13 protein-coding genes are annotated in these 17,539 nt (G+C 58.6%); 8 read left to right on the top strand and 5 right to left on the bottom strand.

Going from position 1 to position 17,539, the window contains the following annotated elements; genetic code table 11:
• Positions 1-6: 6 nt before the first annotated feature.
• Positions 7-2,613: an ATP-dependent chaperone ClpB gene (clpB, locus tag ACODSU_RS17380; protein ID WP_295941064.1), complete on the bottom strand. Its 2,607-nt coding sequence runs from the start codon at positions 2,611-2,613 to the stop codon at positions 7-9.
• A 554-nt stretch (positions 2,614-3,167) separates the two neighbouring features.
• Between clpB and ACODSU_RS17375 the strand changes: the two genes are divergently transcribed.
• The 8 genes from ACODSU_RS17375 (at position 3,168) to ACODSU_RS17340 (ending at position 11,676) form a co-directional block, all read left to right on the top strand.
• The gene (locus ACODSU_RS17375; protein WP_238990870.1) at positions 3,168-3,632 is read left to right on the top strand and encodes a GspH/FimT family protein; all 465 of its coding nucleotides are present in this window, start codon (positions 3,168-3,170) and stop codon (positions 3,630-3,632) included.
• A gap of 15 nt (positions 3,633-3,647) precedes the next feature.
• Positions 3,648-4,223: a GspH/FimT family pseudopilin gene (locus tag ACODSU_RS17370; RefSeq protein ID WP_488843541.1), complete on the top strand. Its 576-nt coding sequence runs from the start codon at positions 3,648-3,650 to the stop codon at positions 4,221-4,223.
• Positions 4,211-4,897 (top strand): type IV pilus modification protein PilV, encoded by a 687-nt coding sequence (gene pilV / locus ACODSU_RS17365; protein WP_488843539.1) that lies wholly within the window; start codon positions 4,211-4,213, stop codon positions 4,895-4,897. The genes ACODSU_RS17370 and pilV overlap by 13 nt, the downstream gene beginning before the upstream one ends.
• Positions 4,898-4,957: 60 nt before the next feature.
• Complete coding sequence (locus ACODSU_RS17360; protein WP_488843537.1) at positions 4,958-5,851, top strand: PilW family protein; 894 nt, start codon at positions 4,958-4,960, stop codon at positions 5,849-5,851.
• A gap of 37 nt (positions 5,852-5,888) precedes the next feature.
• Complete coding sequence (locus tag ACODSU_RS17355; protein ID WP_488843535.1) at positions 5,889-6,719, top strand: pilus assembly PilX family protein; 831 nt, start codon at positions 5,889-5,891, stop codon at positions 6,717-6,719.
• A gap of 108 nt (positions 6,720-6,827) precedes the next feature.
• Positions 6,828-10,517 (top strand): pilus assembly protein, encoded by a 3,690-nt coding sequence (locus ACODSU_RS17350; protein ID WP_488843533.1) that lies wholly within the window; start codon positions 6,828-6,830, stop codon positions 10,515-10,517.
• Between the two features lie 13 nt (positions 10,518-10,530).
• Positions 10,531-10,965, top strand: coding sequence for a type IV pilin protein (locus ACODSU_RS17345; RefSeq protein WP_488843531.1), 435 nt, complete (start codon positions 10,531-10,533; stop codon positions 10,963-10,965).
• Between the two features lie 351 nt (positions 10,966-11,316).
• Complete coding sequence (locus ACODSU_RS17340) at positions 11,317-11,676, top strand: hypothetical protein (protein WP_488843529.1); 360 nt, start codon at positions 11,317-11,319, stop codon at positions 11,674-11,676.
• 79 nt (positions 11,677-11,755) lie between these two features.
• On the opposite strand, the gene ACODSU_RS17335 is transcribed toward ACODSU_RS17340, so the two are convergent.
• The 4 genes from ACODSU_RS17335 to ACODSU_RS17320 form a co-directional block, all read right to left on the bottom strand.
• Positions 11,756-12,874 carry an acyltransferase family protein gene (locus tag ACODSU_RS17335; protein WP_488843527.1) on the bottom strand — a complete coding sequence of 373 codons (1,119 nt, stop codon included), beginning with the start codon at positions 12,872-12,874 and terminating at the stop codon, positions 11,756-11,758.
• A 238-nt stretch (positions 12,875-13,112) separates the two neighbouring features.
• Complete coding sequence (locus ACODSU_RS17330) at positions 13,113-14,243, bottom strand: ABC transporter substrate-binding protein (protein WP_488843525.1); 1,131 nt, start codon at positions 14,241-14,243, stop codon at positions 13,113-13,115.
• Between the two features lie 280 nt (positions 14,244-14,523).
• Positions 14,524-15,477, bottom strand: a complete 954-nt coding sequence (locus ACODSU_RS17325) for an NAD(P)H-dependent flavin oxidoreductase (RefSeq protein ID WP_015015116.1) — start codon at positions 15,475-15,477, stop codon at positions 14,524-14,526.
• A gap of 134 nt (positions 15,478-15,611) precedes the next feature.
• On the bottom strand, positions 15,612-17,402 hold the full coding sequence (locus tag ACODSU_RS17320) for an acyl-CoA dehydrogenase (RefSeq protein WP_060987256.1): 1,791 nt from the start codon (positions 17,400-17,402) through the stop codon (positions 15,612-15,614).
• Between the last annotated feature and the right edge of the window lie 137 nt (positions 17,403-17,539).

The raw sequence follows: 17,539 nt of genomic DNA, 5'->3' as shown, positions 1-17,539 counted from the left end.
CCCGCATCACTCCTGCGGAGCCACTCCGAACTGGAATACACCAGGCTCCAGCACAGGGTTCACGGTGACCGGAATCACACTCTTGGGCGCGAATCGCCCTTCCAGCAGCAGCTTGGACAGCGGGTTCTCGATGCGCTGCTGAATTGCCCGCTTGAGCGGCCGCGCACCGAACACCGGGTCAAACCCCACCTTGGCCAATTCTGCCAAGGCAGCGTCGGACACTTGCAACTCCAAATCCATCTTGGCCAACCGGGATTGCAGCAGCTGCAGCTGGATCTTGGCGATCGAGGCAATGTGCTGTGCATCCAGCGCGTGGAACACCACCGTCTCATCAATGCGGTTCAGGAACTCCGGCCGGAAGTGGTTTTTGAGTTCCCCCCACACCGCTTCCTTGATGTCGTCCGAGTCCTGTCCCACCATCGCCTGGATCAGGTGCGAGCCGATGTTGCTGGTCATCACGATCACCGTGTTCTTGAAGTCCACGGTTCGGCCCTGGCCATCGGTCAGGCGACCATCGTCCAGCACCTGCAGCAGCACGTTGAAGACATCGGGATGGGCCTTCTCCACCTCGTCGAGCAGCAGCACGCTGTAGGGCTTGCGGCGCACGGCTTCGGTCAGGTAGCCGCCCTCCTCGTAACCCACGTAGCCGGGGGGCGCGCCAATCAGGCGGGCCACCGAATGCTTCTCCATGAACTCGCTCATGTCGATGCGGATCAGGTGGTCTTCGCTGTCGAACAAGAAGCCGGCCAGTGCCTTGCACAGCTCGGTCTTGCCCACGCCCGTGGGGCCCAGGAACAGGAAGGAGCCCGTGGGACGGTTGGGATCGCTCAGGCCCGAGCGCGAGCGACGGATGGCATTGGCTACCGCGGCAATCGCCTCGTTTTGCCCCACCACACGTTCGTGCAGCTTGGCTTCCATCTGCAAGAGCTTGTCTTTCTCGCCCTGCATCATCTTGGCGACCGGGATGCCCGTGGCACGGCTCACCACCTCAGCGATTTCTTCGGCGCCCACCTGTGTACGCAACAGGCGGCGCGCGGCGGGCGCACCGTCCTTGCCTGCTTCTTGCGCCTGGGCTTCCTTGAGCTGCTTTTCCAGCTCGGGCAGCTTGCCGTATTGCAGCTCTGCCACCTTGTTGAAGTCGCCCTTGCGAGTGAATTCTTCGATCTGGAACTTGAGCTTGTCGATGGCCTCGCGCACATGGGCGCTGCCCTGCGCCTGGGCCTTTTCGGACTGCCAGATTTCGTCGTAGTCGGCGATTTCCTTTTGCAGCCGGGTGATCTCTTCCTCGATCAGCGCAAAGCGCTTTTGAGAGGACTCGTCTTTTTCCTTGCGAACGGCTTCGCGCTCGATCTGCAACTGGATCAGGCGGCGGTCGAGCTTGTCCATCACCTCAGGCTTGGAATCCATCTCGATCTTGATCTTGGACGCAGCCTCGTCGATCAGATCGATCGCCTTGTCCGGCAAGAAGCGATCCGTGATGTAGCGATTGCTCAGCTCGGCCGCTGCGACGATTGCCGGGTCGGTGATGTCCACGCCATGGTGAACCTCGTACTTCTCCTGCAGGCCGCGCAGGATGGCAATGGTCGCCTCGACGGTAGGCTCGCCCACGAGGATTTTCTGGAAGCGACGCTCCAGCGCCGCATCCTTTTCGATGTACTTGCGGTATTCGTCGAGGGTGGTAGCACCCACGCAGTGCAGCTCGCCACGCGCCAGCGCGGGCTTGAGCATGTTGCCCGCATCCATCGCGCCCTCGCCCTTGCCGGCCCCCACCATGGTGTGCAACTCGTCAATAAAGACGATGGTCTGGCCTTCATCTTTGGCCAGCTCGTTGAGGACACTTTTCAGGCGCTCCTCAAACTCGCCGCGGTACTTGGCACCGGCGAGGAGTGCAGCCATGTCGAGGCTGAGCACGCGCTTGTTCTTCAGGCTCTCGGGCACTTCGCCCGCCACGATGCGCTGGGCCAAGCCCTCAACAATGGCGGTCTTGCCCACACCGGGCTCACCGATCAGCACGGGGTTGTTCTTGGTACGCCGCTGCAGCACCTGAATGGCGCGACGGATCTCATCGTCGCGGCCAATCACCGGGTCGAGTTTGCCCAGGCGAGCGCGCTCGGTCAGGTCCAGACAGTACTTGGCCAATGCGCCGCGCTGCCCCTCCGCCTCGGCGCTGTCCATCTTCTGTCCGCCGCGCACGGCTTCGATCGCAGCCTCCAGACTCTTGCGCGTGAGGCCGTTGTCCTTGGCAATCTTGGCGGCATCTCCCTTGCTGTCGATCACCGCCAGCAGGAACAGCTCACTGGCAATGAACTGGTCACCGCGCTTGATGGCTTCTTTCTCTGTGGCTTGCAGCACACGGCCCAACTCGGGGCCGCCCTGTACTTGGTCGTTGCCTTGCACCTGCGGCAGCCGCTTGACGGCGGCCTCAGCCGCTGCCAGCAGCCCAGGCACATTGGCGCCTGCACGTTGGAGCAAAGCCTTGGGGCCATCATCCTGTTGCAGCATGGCCTGCAGCACATGCACGGGCTCGATATAGGCGTGGTCATTGCCCAGCGCAATGCTCTGGGCATCGCTGAGGGCTTCCTGAAACTTGGTGGTGAATTTGTCGAGACGCATTGTCTAAGTCCTCCGAATTGCACTGAACTTGAGGTAACGGGTGCCTGATTTCAAGGCAATGCCAAGCAGATAAATTGACATACCCCAACCAAGAGCCTCCTCTGCACTGAGATTCCACATGTCCATTTCCGAACAACCCACGAGTCAACGAAGAGAAATTGCGTTGTATCGTTTGACTGCATACCATCACCGAAATAACTACATAGGCCGCCATCCGAAAATAGGCATTCGCTGAAAATCGGCATCTCTCAACCAAAATACCGCCGCACGTCTTCTTGGAACAAGCCTCACAGAAAGAACGGCATCGGCCAAGCGCCGCCGCGCCGTGGAGACAAGCAGAAATACAAGCGAAAGCTGGCCTCATTGTGGAAGTTGCCCACAAGTTGACACCGCTTGTCGCGACCCTTAGACCATCTGTCCCTAGCCTCTTGGCAAGACAATGTCGCCTTTTATAGGATCTCGTTATGTATGCATCGATCTCCTGCCACGCGAACAATAAGTTGGCGGCGACTCCACCCCTTACGGGCCCTAATGGCTTCACCGCCATTGAGCTGCTGGTCGTTGTAGCAATCATCGCTGTCCTTGCAGCACTAGCTGGTCCTAGTTTTACCCTCTTGATTGAGCGTTGGCGTGTTCGCGATGCAGCCGAATCCTTGACCTCCAGCTTGTATTTGGCGCGCTCAGAGGCCATCAAACGCGGCGGAGGCGTGACCATCGACGCAACGGGCGGCTGGAATACGGGCTGGAAATTGATCCATACCCAAAATGGAGTCAGCACAGACATCAAAGTCAATGCCGCTCCCTCAAGGGTTTCTATTTCCCATAGCAACAGTAAAACAGCTCTTTATGTAGATCGCTGGGGAATGCTGACAGAAAGCAGCGGAGGCGTAGCCGTCGCTATGAATTTTTTGCTCTACCCCGAAGGTAAATCCCAGACCGACAACGCAGCCATACGGCTTTGCGCTGGCATGGGCGGCCGAATCGTCCAAGTACCACGCGGTGGTACCTGCCCGGCATGACATGTAGGTCTAGCCATGAAGCTTGACAAGTATTCACCCGTGAACCTCGGACCCTATGCTGGTGGATTTACTGCTATCGAGTTGATGGTGGTAATCGCTCTTCTGGCGGTGCTTGCGGGTTTAGCAAGTCCCTCTTTCGCCCTAATGATCGAGAGCTGGCGCGTTCGTAATGCCACAGAGTCGCTTCGCTCGTCACTCCAAATGGCACGTTCTGAGGCTATCAAGCGCGGGGGTTTGGTGGCAATGCAAAAATTGCCAAATAACACCAATGGATGCACTACAGCTACAAGCACTCGCGACTGGGACTGCGGATGGATCATCTGCCACGACATTAATGGCAATGGGTCCTGCAATGCCAGTGAGCCAGTACTTCAGCGTGTAGAAATACCATCCAAAGTGCAAGTTACACGCACGGGCGGCGGAGCCGCCATCAAGCTCAACCGCTGGGGCCTTGTAGACGGTGCTTGGCTTGGCTTTAGTTTGGTTCCCTTAGACAAGTCCACCATGCACCCAGGCGCTCGCGGTGTCTGCATGAGTTCAGGTGGACGCATACGCACCATTCTCCCAGAGGCCATTCCATGTACCAGCTGACAACTTTCAACCGTGCTGCATGTCGGCGCCAGCAAGGCATCAGCCTGATCGAGTCGTTGGTAGCCATCGTGGTGATGGCGCTAGGTATCCTGGGAATACTGGGCGTTCAGATGCGGACCTTGACAGACACGTCTACCACGGTGCGACGCGCTCAGGCCATCCGATTGATTGAGGACCTCAGCGAACGCATGAAGGTCAGCCCTAACGCATTGTTAAGTATTAAAAGCTATGAATCTGGATACAGCAAAAAGTCCAGCGATTTGACTGCATCCAATTGCGATAGCGCCACCTGCACCCCAGCAGAGCAGGCAGCCTATGACCTGAAACAGTGGAAAACTACGGTTGAGCAATCCCTTCCAGGAGGGCAAGCCAGCATCTTTCTTGCCCCCGGAGAAACCGTCGAAGCCAACCGCCGTCAACTTGGAATCATCATTGCGTGGCGAGAAAACGAGCGCGACACCAGTACCGGCACCGGCGGCTACAAAGACGACATCGACGCAACGAAATTCCGCGCCACAACCGATAACGGTACCGCAGGGGCACTCACGGCAGGAACCGACTCGGCCAATGCCTGTCCCGCCGATAAAACTTGCCATTTGCAATACATCACTGTGGCGGCGCGTTGTGCCCCCTATGACGACGGAAGCGGCACCAAGACGCTTTATTGCTCGTAGTTTTGGTTTGCAATATATAAAAACCATAGCATCTGGTGCCCATTTGAAGAGCCTTAGACCATGAAAACTTCGCCCTCCCCACTTCAGCAACGTGGTGTGACACTGATCGAATTGATGGTCGGCATAGTCATAGGCCTGCTCGTCGTAGCGGTGGCCATGGGGGCGCTGATGGTGTCACGCGGCATCTCAGGCACCGTGAGCGACGCCAGCGGCATACAGCAGCAAGCGGCTTACGTAATGCGGGTTATTGGCCAGCAACTTCGCCAAACCGGTTCCCTTTACCTGAACCCCAACCCGACCGGAGGCAGCAACACCGATGTGCTCAGCCCTGTGGCCTTTGAAATCAAAGCAGACGGAGTGAGCGGTGGAAACAGCTTTGCACAAGAAAGTACGCTTGCGGGCGCAAGCGATACAGTGACCACCGGCTTCCGACGCTACGCGGACAATGTGTTCATGGTCGCGGGCACACCAGCCAGCGGGGCCTCTGCTGCGACATTTGGCACCGATTATCTGGCTCGCAACTGCGTTGGCGCCCCCGGCAATAGCAGCACTGATCAGCTGGTCGAGAGCATTTTCACCTTTGACAGTGCAAAAAACGAGCTTCAATGCCGAGGCAACGGTGTTACCACCCCTCAACCCATTGTGCAAAACGTAGCGCAATTCCAGGCCCTTTACGTGGTCCAAACTACCGATGCCACAGGGTCCAAGGTGCAGTACACCAAGGGAAGCGATATGCCAACGGCCGCAACCGACCCAACCTGGCGGCGCGTGCAAGGCATACAAGTCTGCCTAGTTCTTTACGGCAGCGAGCCCATCGATATGCCCGCAGGCAGCGCCTACACCGACTGCACAGGCACCAGCGTGGACATGACCACTCTCACCGGCACACGCAAAAACCGCATGCACCTGGTGTTCCGTAACACCTTCCAGTTGCGCAGCCAAGGGCTGATCTGACTCGCGCGCCCTTGTAGAACATCGCAAAGCAGCCACCATGCCAAACCCACCGCAGCCTGACACTCCCTCTTCTGCAGCCCGTGTGGGCCATCGCCAACACGGCCTGTCCACTGCCACTCGCCAGCGTGGCGTAGCACTGTTTGTGGTCATCGTTTTCGTCATGCTCTCCATGCTGCTGGCGCTCTGGGCCTCACGAACCTCCCTTTTCAACGAAATGGTAGTGGGCAACGACGCAGATTACCAACGTGCCCTGGAAGCAGCCCAAGCACTGCTGCAAGACGCCGAGCTGGACATCCGTGGCGAAATGGCTGACGGCAGCCCATGTGCCGGCCCTCCTTGTCGCGCCTACACGAGCGGAGCGATGCAGTTTCCGGGCGACACCAATGAAATCAATCCTCTGATTACCTCGCTGGAGGCAGAAACTAAACGCTGCAAGGATGGTTTATGCACGCGCCGCGTCGGACGGCAAGATTTTTGGAATTACGCCACAGACACGACTCCGATTACACCCGGCGCCGATGCGGCTCTGGGAGAAGTACCGCTCTCCGATCTCATGGGTGTCGGTGCCCGCTATGGCCAGTTTACGGGAGCAATTAACAATACCACCAACAAAACCACTGGCGCTCAAATCAACCCAATTCTCTCCGAAACCGCAACCGGCCTAGGAGGCTGGTATTGGATAGAAATCATGCGATACAGCGATGCAGCCAAAAGCGCCAACCTGATCGTAGATTCCAGCACCAGCCAGTTGCCGCTGAACCTCGACGTTTATGTGGTCTTCCGCATTACCGCCCTCGCCAAGGGGCGCAAGCCTGAAACCACTGTCGTATTGCAAGAAACATACGCGCGACAACGGACAAAAGATTGAAGCCATGGACTCAGTCACTACAAATCCAATAGCTACCAATGCTTACAGCGCAATCGCTATAGGCTTGTTTCATTTCGTTTGCTGATCCCATTCATGAAGGAGCACGCCATGCCCCGAGCCAACCGTATCCCCTTTCAGAAGAACCTGCTGGCCATTGCTATAGGTGCAATTTTGACCCCCGCCTGGGCACTAGATCTTGTACAGGAACCCCCCCTCCCCACATCCAAATCAGCTTTTGTAGCGCCGAATGTGATTATCTCTATCGATGATTCGGGGAGTATGAATTACGGCGTCAAAACGGATTATACGGTTCCAGATAATACTGGACCGGGATACTCCGTGCCTGATGGCAGTGGAAAGTGGAAGGATGACGCTAGGCGTGTCAAGGTTTTGCAATATGCGCTGAAACAAGTTTTCAACAACAAAGACCTTATACCAGAGAACAAACTCCGGATTGCTTGGCAGTCCATGAACAATGGCACCCAAAAGAATGTCAATGCGGCAGGTATGGTCACCAACTCAATGCGTCCCATCGACGCTGTCGTCGGCACCAACAAGGTACACCGCGACAATTTTCTTGCGTTTGTTGATAGCATAGCACCCGGCAGTAGCACCCCACTGCACCGGCTTCCCAAACAAGCAGACGACTATATGCGGCGGCCTCTCAATAGCAGCAGTCCATGGGCAACTGACCCTGGTGGCACCGGTAGCAAGGCAACCGAATATCTGGGATGTCGCCGCAATTATCACATTTTGATGACGGATGGCCGCTGGAATGGGGCGGTTTCCGGCGGTACACAGGATGGTGTGGATTGGGCAGCCTCGGGAGATCGAAAGGCGTACAGCACTACGTCTGATCAGACCAAGGTTTACTATGACAACTATTCCGATACGATTTCCGATTGGGCTTTCTATAGCTGGATGAAACCTTTGCAGACTCCATCCAATTTGAAAGATTCAGACAAAATTAAGCCCTCAAAAATTTATGATGAAGCTCCAGCCACGGAGTTCTTTACTGCATCAAAACAGCGTTACAACATTGTTACCGCCTCTGGCAACAACACATCCCAAAGAAAAACTGCTTGCTTGAATCTTTCTGGAGAATGGCTCGGCGGCACAAGCAACAATTGCAAAGTACCGACGTTTATTGAAACCAAATCGGTTACTTTAGAAAAATATTGGAATCCAAAATACAATCCTGCAACGTGGCCACATATGGTTACGTACACAATCGGTTTCAGCGACGATGCGACAACTTGGCCTGGAGCCCCTGAAATCAGTGGACCAACAGATAAAGTCCCTTTTGGTTATGACAAAGGTTTCAAAGAAATTGTAACTGGCCTCGAATCCTGGCCTGCAATGGATAGTGAAGAGAAGCGCGCACTCGATTTGTGGCACGCCGCCATTAATGGACGAGGCCGATTTTATTCGGTATCTGAGGCCGAAGATCTTGGAAAAGCCTTCACCGAAATCATTGGCAAAATTAACGAGGAAAGCGCTCCGTTACCTGACGAAATAGCCGGCGGTGGCAGCACCAGCGGATATAACGTTTCGCAGAGTAATGCGGGGATTTTTGCATCAACTTACAGCCCAAAAAGAGGCTGGAGTGGTTCTATTACTGCCACGCGAGCCGTTGAGCCGGAGGAATATGCTTGCCCCACCCCGACAGATCCTGATCTCAAATGCATCCGCTTCCCAGACACCGTCACTGGCTGGCAAGGGAAATCAACGGCAGATCGGCTCGACGAAGCTTGGCCTGTTGATGGTGCGGTAGATAGTCGTCTTGTTTTAAGCTGGAGTGACTCGACCAATGGCGGTATTCCCTTTAAATGGTCTTCCACCACTCCGATCAGTTACAGCACAGAACAGAAATGGGCGTTGCTGGGTGTTACTTCAGGCGACACCACAACCGATCCCTTGAAGACCAGCGGTATCAATATCGTTGATTACATCCGAGGTGACCGCAGGCTGGAGGGCACGACCCCCGCGAAGCCACTGCGTGAGCGTTTCAGCCGTCAGGGTGATGTGGTCAACTCTGAGATCTGGTACACCGGACGCCCGAGTAGCAACTACGCAATGGGCTACTCGAGTTTTGTTTCTGCCCAGAAAAACCGCACACCTGTTCTCTACGTGGGCGGTAACGATGGCATGCTGCATGGGTTCTCAGCAACCAATGGCAAAGAGTTGATCGCCTATGTGCCGCGTGGCGTGGTCAGTGGGTTGAAAGAGCTGACTGACAAAGACTACCAGCACCGCTACTACGTCGATGGGTCGCCGATGACCGGTGATATCAAGGACGGCAGTAATTGGAAAACCCTGCTGGTGGGCTCTCTGGGTGCGGGGGGGAAAGGGTATTTTGTGCTGGACGTTACCAACCCCGGCAACTTTGGTACGACCAGTGCGGCCGATCTGGTAGTGATGGACCGCACCCGCGCAAAAAGCGAAGCTGAACCCAACTGCAGCGCATTGTCCGGTACAGCAAAAATCGCATGCGACACCAACGTGGCTGACATGCGGGATCTGGGCAACATCACAGCGCAGCCAGGGCGAAATCCTGCCAACAAGCAAGAAGCTACGCAGATCACGCGCCTGAACAATGGCAGGTGGGCGGTAGTGATGGGCAATGGCTACAACAGCACTAACCAACGCCCTGTGTTGCTGGTGCAGTACCTTGACGGCACCGACAAAAAGCTCGTACGTATTCAGGCCACCACCGATGCCACGGGCACAGGAAACGCAAAAGACAACGGCTTGGCATCGCCCACACTGGTCGACCTGGACGGTGATGGCAAGACCGATATCGTCTATGCGGGCGACAATCTGGGCAACCTTTGGAAATTCGATCTGACCAGTGCCACCGAAAGCGAATGGCAGGTGGCCTTTGGTAACAACAAGCCGTTGTTCACTGCACGTGGCCCAGCCACCATGGCCAGTACCACGCGAGACCAGGTACAACCGATCACAGCGCCTCCGATCGTGCGTCCTAACGACCGAAGCATGACAGTGGGATCCGGCCCCACCGCCAAGACGGTACCTGTCGGCGGCATGATGGTTGCCTTTGGCACAGGTCGGAACCTCACTGCCAACGATCGTCGCACGGACATTACGCAGCCCATCCAAACACTGTATTCGGTACTCGACAACACGCGCTACCGCATGAAGACGGACAAGAGTTCGCTTGAAGTGCATCCGGGCGCAGGCGACTGTGCTACCGCGCCTACAACCTGCGTGCCCGCCCCGGCACAAGTGGGAACCATTGCGAATAGCGGGGCACCACTGGCCAAGCAAACCATTACAACCGTGTCTGGCGATGACGCCACCGTGACCGCAACTCAAGAACTGAAGAAGGAGACTTGGAAGGACTACAAAGGCTGGTACTTGGACCTGCCGTTCGGTGGGGAACGTCTGCTCAAGCCCATGCAGTTCTTTGATGGCAGCAACATTCTTGCGGTCTACAGCGAATCGCCCTCGGGCACCAAGAACAGCGAGAGCGATAACATCAATGAAAGCTGTGTGCCTGTGAAGGTTGACACCAGCGCAGGTAGCCAGTTCCGCACGTTTGTCAACATCATGGATGGCAAAATCCCGACAGTTCAGCTGGTAGACACCGACAACAATGGCATTTACAACGCCACTGCGGATAAAAAGGTAGCCCGGGTAGCTGTGAAGACGGGTACTCCAATTCTGATTACCAAGCGGGACCGCATCCAAGACTTAACAGGTGGTGGTGGTGCGCGTGACACCTTGAACCGCATGCCCGAGCAATCCATGCGCCCCAGCTGGCGCCAATTGAAGTGAAAGACGCATAATAATGATTCAACCATCGCATGGAGCACAACGTGGCTTCACGCTCATCGAAGTGATGATCGTGGTGGCCATCGTGGGCATTCTTTCGGCTATTGCGTACCCCAGCTACACGGAGTACATACGGCGTGGCCACCGGGCAGATGCACGTGCCGGGTTGCTGCAGGCGCAGCAGTACTTGGAGCGCGCAGCAACCGCCACCGGCAACTACCCCACAAGCCTGCCCACCACCCTGACTTGGAGTGGCGACACCACAAAGCGTTATGACATTGCCTTTCTGGCGGGTAACACTAACGCTGCCTACACGCTCACGGCCACACCCAAAGGATCACAAACAGGCGACAAATGCGGTACCTATACGTTGAGCAATACTGGCGTGCGCGGTGCCGCAGGCAAGAAGCCTGGCGATAGTGGCTACGACCCCGACTGCTGGGGCAAATGAGCCTGAAGAGCGCGCGACAACCTTAGCGTAACAACAGGCACGTCCTCTTTCATCACGCAAGCGCTTGGGCTCGCTGGCCTGGCGCTTTTTTCTGCCTCTTGATTGATTCGGCAACTTCGAACTTGAAAATTCCTCCTTGATGACGCGGTCAAAGCCCAGTGTGAGGCTTCGACATGCCTGACCTGCGCCTATCGAAGGGTTGAGCGCGAGCAGTTTATGTTTTTGAAAGCAATGGGGATCAGGAGTGCTTTTGGGTAGCCTCTTTGGGCGGTGTCTGCGCAAATTCCATTGGCACTGCCAGCATCTCCGGAGAAAATAGCATTTGCCATGACCGCATCACAGCCCTCAGACATGACAGCTGCCACGACCGAACCATTTGATCCCGACTCGACCTTGGCATTCCAACGCCGCATGGAGCGAGCCCCAGAATGGTTCTGCTCCTTTTTGGCCGGCAACAGCCGGGAAAAGAGCCGCTTGCGTCGTGAGATGGCCACGATGAAAGGCTCGGTGGTCTGGCTGGTGCAGCAGCGCCGACAGGGCACCTGGAGTGCAGAGGAGCGGGCCCACCTGCGGGATGTGATGCGGTCCGCCTCTTCGGTCAGCCCTTACCTTTTCATCTGGGTGATCCCGGGTTCGATGCTGCTACTGCCCTTCATGGCATGGTTTCTGGACAAACAGCGCAAGCGCCGGGAGCGCAAGCTTTTGCGATAGCGCTGCACCCGGCGAAAGGGCGGGCCATGCTCAAAAAAAGCGGCCCCACCAACTCGCCCAGGCGGTTTCAACCCAAAGGCTACGCCCAGTTGCTGGTAATGACCACCAGCATGCCCGCCCCTACCAGACCCAGCTGCCAGCGCAGCGCCGTGGACCACGATGGAACGTGGCGCTCCACCCGCAGATACAGGAAGCGGCCGGCGGCCAGCGACAGTGCGAAGGCCAGCAGCATGCCCAACGCGTTCAACACGGGCGAAGTGGGCCAAAGGTGGCTGACCACCGCGTTGACCAGCAAGCACACAGCAAAGTGCACCAGGAAGACCGAATAAGACATCTGACCGAGCTTTATGAGCAGAGATACGCCGGTAAAACTGCGCACGCGATCGGAGCGCATGGCCACCACCAGGCACAGCGCCGTGACCGCGGCCACGGCGATGCGCGCGCGGAAGTCCACCGCCAGTGCCACGCCTGCCAACAACGCCATCATCGTCATCCACCCCTGCGCCTGGGGGGCGCGGGTCGCCCAGTAGGCCAGCATGCCAAGGCCGTAAGCACCAAAAAAGTACAGCGCCCACATGTCCAGCCCCGCCATGCGGTTGAACAGCCACAATGAGGCGCCCGCCATCAGCAACACCAATCCTTGCGACACGGCCGCCGCTTGGCGCCGTAACTGGCGCATTGGCAGCGCACGCACCCCGGCGAGCATGAGCACGGTCAGGGCAAAGAGCTGGAAGTCGATGGCCACGTACCAAACGCCGGCCGACAGAGCGCCTGCGCCCACAATGTCCTGCAGCAGCAATGCGTTCGCCAGCAGCTGCGAGAAAGTGGGCTGGTCGGGCACGGAGTGGTGGTCCATCCAAGGCCGAACCAGGGCAGACACCAGCACCGCCAGCACCAGCGCCACGGCGTAAGGCACGACCAGACGCACAAACCGCTTGGCAATAGCGGTGCCGGCGTGGTCAAAACGAGCCACGCCCTGGGGTGCAAGACTCGCAGCAGCCAGATACCCGCCCAGCACCAGAAACACCTGCACCGCCATGCGTCCGTAGTCGTACAGCCAGGCCATGAGGGCTGGAGCCAAAGGGTGGGCGATGTCGGACATCGGGCCATAGAAGGCCAGGTGGTGCCACACGATGGTGGCGCAAGCCATGCCCTTGATCATGTCGATCAACGGCGTTCGGGATGTGGACGAGGACATAGGGGGTGTTCGTGAACTCCAGCGGACAGAACACCGCCAGACATCCGTAGCCACCCCTACCGCGTTATCTACGCTGCCAGGCAGCGAGACGAACGGAACAAGGGGCGGAGCAACAAAACCCTCTATTGTCCTCGGTTAGAGGATTTTTTGCACCAACCTGCTGTCGCGCCGGGGTCGCCCCTACACAGCGTGGGTCACCCGACCGCAAATCCAACCCTCTGATCGGCGCGAACAGCCGTCAATAGCGCAGGCTGCCCTCGGCATCCACAATGGCCAGCTCGACGTAGGTCGAGCCATTGTGGTTGCGCGGCGAATACTTCACGTTGAAGCGGCCAAAGGCAATTTCCCCCGCGTCTTCCATCGTTTTGGAGAACGACTCGGTGGTGAGGTTGCGCCCCGTGCGGCGCAGCCCCTCCACCAGCAAGCGTGCGTGGACAAAGCCCTCGAACTGGGAGGCCGACGGTTGGGCGCCCGGCGACTTGGCGCGCAGCAGGCTTAGATATTCGGCCACCACCGGGATGGTGGTGTTGCGCAGGGAAGGCATGATCTGCGCCAGGATGATGCCCCGCGCCTTGTCCTTGAGTTCGCGCTGGATCACGTCCATGCTGGCCACCGAGAACCCGTAGTAGGCAGGCCGCGCTGCCGTGGCCTGCACGGCCTTGATGTAGCTGGTAAAGGTGGTGCCGCCCGTGGCCACGATCACCGCCTGGGCCTGGGCTTTTTCGGTGGCTTGCGCGGCGGCGGCAAAGTCGGGCTGTTTGGGGTCCACCTTGATCTCGGCCAGAAAGGGCAGCTTCTCCTCTTCCGACGCTTTCTTGAGCTCGCCCGCCAGTGTCTTGCCCAGACCATCGTCCTGAAAGAACACGGCTACACGGGTGATGCCTTGCTGGCGCAGTTGCGACACGATCTTGCTGGCCTCGTTCGCATAACCCGCGCGCACATGGAACACATAGGGATTGAACGTCTCACGGAACACCGAGGCGCCCGTGACGGGGCCAAACAACAGGGTGCGCTGCTCCTTGATCAGCGGCAGGATGGCTGCCGTCTGTGCCGTGCCGGTGCTGTGAAAGATCATGAACACCTTGTCGTTTTCCAGCAGCTGGCGGGTGTTCTCGACGGCCTTTTGCGGATCGAAAGCATCGTCGAGCGTGGTGTACCTGATCATGCGGCCATGCACCCCGCCCTGCGCGTTCACCGCGTCGAACAGCAGTCGCGAGCCCTCCCCGTACTGTGCCGTCTGCGGCCCCAGCGGCCCCGACAGGACCACCGATGCACCCAGCCGGATCTCATCGGCCGTCACACCTTCATTGCGGGCATGAACCAGGGTGGTAGCGCATATGGCCAGCAGGCACACAAAAGCACGGAACATCGGGCATCTCCCTCGCAACATGGTGAACAAGCCGGTGAACACTGCACCGACCTTGATTGATTATTTTTCATCACCATTATCAGTAGAGACCTGATCCGCCCCACTCGGGTTTCCCCTTGGGTACATCGCCGCGGAAACAGCGGCGTAAGCCCCCCCCCCACAAAGACAATCGCCCGCCATGTGTGGGCACACGTGGCGCGCGAAAAGGACGTCAGTGTGAGGGACGGGTATGACCGCAGGGCGCCGGAGGCAAGAAGCCCCGCGCCCCTCACGCAGAGCGTCAGAGCTTGAGGCGGGCTCGGGCTGCCTCGTATTCGCTGCGCAGCTTGGCGACCAGCTCGGCAGTGCTGGTCACGGCGTTGATGGCACCGATGCCCTGGCCGCAACCCCAGATGTCCTTCCAGGCCTTCTTGGCGTCACCACCAAAGTTCATCTTGCTGGGGTCGGACTCGGGCAGGTTGTCCGGGTCCATGCCTGCGGCACGGATCGAGGGTGCCAGGTAGTTGCCGTGCACACCGGTGAACAAGTTGCTGTAGACGATGTCGTCCGAGTTGCCGTCCACGATGGCCTGCTTGTAAGCCTCGCTGGCGCGCGCCTCATGCGTGGCAATGAAGGCCGAGCCGATGTAGCCAAAGTCCGCCCCCATGGCCTGTGCAGCCAGCACCGCGCCGCCACTGGCGATAGAGCCGCTGAGCGCCAGCGGGCCGTCGAACCACTGGCGGATTTCCTGGATCAGCGCAAACGGGCTCTTGGTACCCGCATGGCCACCCGCACCGGCCGCCACGGCGATCAGGCCGTCAGCGCCCTTCTCAATGGCCTTGTGCGCAAACTTGTTGTTGATGATGTCGTGCAGCACCACGCCGCCCCAGGCATGTACGGCCTGGTTCACATCCTCGCGCGCGCCCAAGGACGTGATGATGATCGGCACCTTGTACTTGGCGCAGACCTGCATGTCGTGCTCCAGGCGGTCGTTGCTCTTGTGCACGATCTGGTTGATGGCGAAGGGCGCTGCGGGCTTGTCGGGGTTGGCCTTGTTGTAGGCCGCCAAGGTTTCGGTGATCTCGGCCAGCCATTCGTCGAGCAGCTCTGCGGGGCGGGCGTTCAGGGCAGGCATGGAGCCCACCACACCGGCCTTGCACTGCTCGATCACGAGCTTGGGGTTGCTGATGATGAACAGCGGCGACCCGATGACGGGCAGCGACAGGTTTTGCAACACGGGAGGCAGTTTGGACATGGCTACAACTTCCAGAACAAGAATAGGGATGAAATAGACCGGACGCGCTGGTGAATCATGCGCCCGTAGCTATCATTTTTATATCAAGGCCCCTGCCCTGCAGGTGGCCTGTCTCCTCACAGCACGCCAGTCCTTCAGAAGGCTTCCAGCGCCAGCTCGGTCACGCTGGCTGCGCCTTCCACAATGCTGTCGCGCAGGCCTGGGGCCTTCACCAGAATGTGGTCGGCATAGAACTGGGCCGTGGTGATTTTTGCGCGCATGAACGCTTCGTCCTGTCCCTTTTGCAACAGGTCTTGCGCCACCAGCAGGCTGCGGGCCAGTTGCCAGCCCGCCACCACATTGCCTGCCAGCATCAGGTAAGGCACGCTACCTGCAAACACGGCGTTGGGCTGGGCCTTGGTGCCACCGGCCACGAAGTCGATCACGTCGAGCAGCGCCTTGCGCGCGGCTGTGAGGCGTTTGGCCACGGCCAGCGCGGCAGGGGTGCCGCTGGCCAGCAGATCGGCCTCGGTCTTCTCGATCTGCGCAGCAATGCCCTTGGCCACTTGGCCGCCATCGCGGGCTGTTTTGCGGCCCACGAGGTCGTTGGCCTGAATGGCGGTAGTGCCTTCGTAGATGGTCAGGATCTTGGCGTCGCGGTAGTACTGGGCCGCGCCAGTTTCTTCAATGAAACCCATGCCGCCGTGCACCTGCACGCCCAGGCTGGTCACCTCCAGGCTGGTCTCGGTGCTGTAGCCCTTGACCAGCGGCACCATGAATTCATAGAACGCCTGGTTCTGCTTGCGCGTGTCGGCATCGGGGTGGTGGTGCGCAGCATCAAACGCCGCAGCCGCCACCGTGGCCATGGCGCGGCAACCCTCGACGGTGGCGCGCATCGTCATCAGCATGCGCTTCACATCGGGGTGGTGAATGATGGGCGCGCTGGCGGCAATGCTGCCGTCCACGGGGCGGCTTTGCACACGGTCTTTGGCGTACTGCACGGCCTTTTGGTAGGCGCGCTCAGAGATCGCAATGCCCTGCATGCCCACGGCGTAGCGGGCAGCATTCATCATGATGAACATGTATTCGAGGCCACGGTTTTCTTCGCCCACCAGGTAGCCCACAGCGCCACCATGGTCGCCAAACTGCAGCACGGCCGTGGGCGATGCCTTGATGCCCAGCTTGTGCTCAATGCTCACGCAGTGCGCGTCGTTGCGTGCACCCAGCGTACCGTCCTTGTTGACCATGAACTTGGGCACCACGAACAGGCTGATGCCCTTCACGCCCTCGGGCGCGCCTTGCACGCGGGCCAGCACCAGGTGCACGATGTTTTCGGCCATGTCGTGCTCACCGTAGGTGATGAAGATCTTGGTGCCGAAGATTTTGTAGGTGCCATCGGGCTGCGGCTCGGCGCGGGTGCGCACCAGGGCCAGGTCCGAGCCCGCCTGGGGTTCGGTCAGGTTCATGGTGCCGGTCCATTGGCCGGTCACCAGTTTCTCCAGATAGGTGGCCTTGAGCTCATCGCTGCCTGCTGTCAGCAGGGCCTCGATGGCGCCATCCGTCAGTAGCGGGCACAGCGCGAAGCTCATGTTGGCGCTGTTGGTCATCTCGATGCAGGCAGCGCCAATCGTCTTGGGCAGGCCCTGGCCGCCGAAGTCGGCAGGGTGCTGCAGGCCTTGCCAGCCGCCGTCGGCGTACTGGCGGAAGGCTTCCTTGAAGCCCGGGGTAGTGGTGACCACGCCGTCTTTCCAGCTCGATGGGTTCTTGTCGCCTTCCCAGTTGAGCGGAGCCAGCACGCCCTCATTGAACTTGGCGCACTCTTCCAGCACGGCAGAGGCCGTGTCCAGCCCGGCGTCTTCAAAACCGGGAATCTGCGCGATCTGTTCAATGTTGGCCAGGTGCTCGATGGCGAACAGCATGTCCTTGACGGGGGCGGTGTAGCTCATGGGTGTCTCCGGGAAAGCAAAATTTCGTCAAAAAAAAGGCATCGCGAGCGATGCCTTTGTGTGCACAGGGGCGTTCTTACAGGGCCTTGACCAGTTCAGGCACAGCCGTGAACAGATCCGCTTCCAGCCCATAGTCG

It is taken from the genome of Acidovorax sp. FG48, assembly GCF_057809085.1.
The sequence above is the reverse complement of the archived record's forward strand: the minus strand, read 5'-3'. Positions and strand labels throughout refer to the sequence as shown.